The following is a 2127-nucleotide window of genomic DNA, read 5'->3' as shown; positions in this document are numbered from 1 at the left end:
AAAAAAAGACATCGATTAAATCTCGTTGTCTTTTTTTGTGCTAACAGATTGGCGCATTATCCAAATAGTATCATGCGATACATGAAATTAGATAAAACCATGTAGCAAGAATCCTATTCCTATAGGGTTCTTTTTTTATATTGGTGTCAGATACAAGATTTCGTGTTATATGAAACGAAATCTTGTATCACTTTTTTGAAAGGAGAATCCATTTTCAATGACGTATAACGTCCAACCTCTAATAATGGAACAAGAAAGTGAAAGAAGTGAATGGAATAAAAATGAAAAGCAGTTATCAATCTAACCAAGAGCATAGAAGCTATTCTCAGATCGTTATAGGCCCTCACGACTTATCAAAGATATTTTTCAGTACTTCGGTCCTATCCAGGTATTTAAACGCACAATAAAAAAGAACCTCTTTACTTTCTAGGTTCTTTTTTGCCTATAATATTTTCAAAAGCTAGCATATTGGCTCCAGCCATTAAGAGACCGACTGGAATATTACTTGTAGCAATCGCAGTCATTATTCCCATAAAAATACCGAAGTATAAAGACCTTTTCACGCTCCACTTCACTCCTTGGCCATTTTATTGTTCAGTATCAAAATCTATGTATTCGTTTATTGTGTAAGATAAATTTTCTATCGAGTTTTTTTGTATATGATAAGAGAAACATTCCGTATACAGAAAGACTCTAACTATTGCTAGGATCTTTTTTTAACGGATGTCTGATTATCTTTTATTTCAGCATACAGTGAAGTTGCTAATGCAAAAATTGCCGCCATTGCTAACTTTTGCGTTGTATTAAAAATAAAACCTTCTAGAATTAAAGAAACAAGTAATAATACGCTGGTTAAAATTAAAACACCTTTTACAATTGTATTAAGTGTGGTCGTCATGAAACCACCTCCCCCTAAAGTTTAACAAAGATATAGTCTTCAAACTAATACAATCTTGATTTTGCTTTTTGAAATACGTATGTTTAAATATTCTGTATGTCTGCATTCCAAACAACTCCCATCTAGTAAATAACATTGTAGACCAAATTTACTGGATAATGGTGCTGTATATACGTATCATCATAAAGGGACTTTGTATCCATATAATAATTAGGAAGATTTTTTGAAAATGTAGCTATATTTTTTAAAGGCAACTGATACTCTGCTACTATGGCTTTAACATTTTTCTTCACCTAAATAATGCAATTCAATCATTTTCTTTAACTTCAGTTCGCTTTTGTTACAAAAAGTTATATTCATCGTCAATAGCAACTAATTCACATCTTATTATTTCTTCATTCTTCATACCTATCTACCTCTCTAGTTGATAGTCTATTTATTCCTATCCAGCTGCATATAATTTTTATTATTATTTTTGTTTCCTATTGCATGTAACTATTTTTTTTAGTACTTGCTTTTGGGTGGTCACTTTGCTAACAGAGGTGTTGATGTTTTGGTGTTGAGCATAGTTGTACCCTAGACAAGCCATATAAAAAATAATTATATGACAATCTAGAGTACAACATGCTATTTTTCTTTTTATGTATTTTGAATTTCTAACGTCGGCGAGACGATTGGAGCCACTATCACATCTGTATGCGTTGGTGTTATTGAAACACACCTAAAACCCTCTTAAAATCCTCCCTAAGAGCATTGTTTTAGGTTACCAGGCTTTTGGCCCAGGATTACCACCCCCGCCGTTAAATCGGTCGCGGACACCATTCAGGGAAAGAGTGCATACAGTAAACTCTTTTGATCCCCTATCGCTAGTTATTGAAGTGGCTAGCGCCTAACCTGTCCCCTTTATTCCAGTTTTTCATGGCTGCAGCTTGTCCCCTACAGTTTTAAAAAAGACCTATTATTGCCAACTCAAAAAGAGGCTGGTATAATAAGACACATAAAACCGGAAAAGTTTTGCGTGTCTCGTAGATTGGAGTCTACGGGGCTTTTTTTGTATTCAGTTTTTAGTCTTGCTTTGAATTGAGTTAAATGTACTACACTATTTTTTTTTTGTAAAACCTTATTTTGTAGGCGAAAACCCGTTTCTTTGTATACACGTCTACATGTAGATTTGTAGATTTGTAGACGTGTCTACATGTAGATTTGTAGATTTGTAGATTCGTCTACAT

The 2127-nt window shown here is 33.5% G+C and carries 2 protein-coding genes; both read right to left on the bottom strand.

Annotated features, from left to right (window positions below):
• Positions 1–419 precede the first annotated feature (419 nt).
• Entirely contained in the window at positions 420–563 is a 144-nt protein-coding gene (locus BM057_RS11800; RefSeq protein ID WP_177186257.1) for a hypothetical protein, read from the bottom strand.
• A 140-nt stretch (positions 564–703) separates the two neighbouring features.
• Positions 704–898 carry a hypothetical protein gene (locus BM057_RS11385; RefSeq protein ID WP_092093885.1) on the bottom strand — a complete coding sequence of 65 codons (195 nt, stop codon included), beginning with the start codon at positions 896–898 and terminating at the stop codon, positions 704–706.
• Positions 899–2127 lie beyond the last annotated feature (1229 nt).

Source organism: Pisciglobus halotolerans (assembly GCF_900113675.1).
Lineage (GTDB): Bacteria > Bacillota > Bacilli > Lactobacillales > Carnobacteriaceae > Pisciglobus > Pisciglobus halotolerans.
The sequence above is the reverse complement of the archived record's forward strand: the minus strand, read 5'-3'. Positions and strand labels throughout refer to the sequence as shown.